1 other annotated feature (only partly in view) is annotated in these 626 nt (G+C 55.9%).

Annotated features, from left to right (window positions below):
- Positions 1–626 (plus strand) — a sequence feature (mutual gap in cmsearch alignment for this rRNA model is longer than 100) (it extends past both window edges: 938 nt to the left, 2,079 nt to the right).

Genomic DNA, 626 nt, shown 5'->3' on the forward strand with positions numbered 1-626 from the left:
TGTGATGTGACTGCGTGCCTTTTGAAGAATGAGCCTGCGAGTTATGGTGTGTGGCGAGGTTAACCCGTGTGGGGGAGCCGTAGCGAAAGCGAGTCTGAATAGGGCGTTTGAGTCGCATGCTGTGGACCCGAAGCGGGGTGATCTACGCATGGGCAGGTTGAAGCGTGGGTAAGACTGCGTGGAGGACCGAACCCACCAGGGTTGAAAACCTGGGGGATGACCTGTGTGTAGGGGTGAAAGGCCAATCAAACTCCGTGATAGCTGGTTCTCCCCGAAATGCATTTAGGTGCAGCGTTGCGTGTTTCTTGCCGGAGGTAGGGCTCTGGATGGCTGATGGGCCCGACAAGGTTACTGACGTCAGCCAAACTTCGAATGCCGGTAAGTGAGAGCGTGGCAGTGAGACTGCGGGGGATAAGCTTCGTAGTCGAGAGGGAAACAGCCCAGATCGCCGACTAAGGCCCCTAAGCGTGTGCTAAGTGGGAAAGGATGTGGAGTCGCAGAGACAACCAGGAGGTTGGCTTAGAAGCAGCCATCCTTGAAAGAGTGCGTAATAGCTCACTGGTCAAGTGATTCCGCGCCGATAATGTAGCGGGGCTCAAGTACACCGCCGAAGTCGTGGCATTGAC

Origin of the sequence: Acrocarpospora macrocephala, from assembly GCF_009687865.1 — a bacterium.
Lineage (GTDB): Bacteria > Actinomycetota > Actinomycetes > Streptosporangiales > Streptosporangiaceae > Acrocarpospora > Acrocarpospora macrocephala.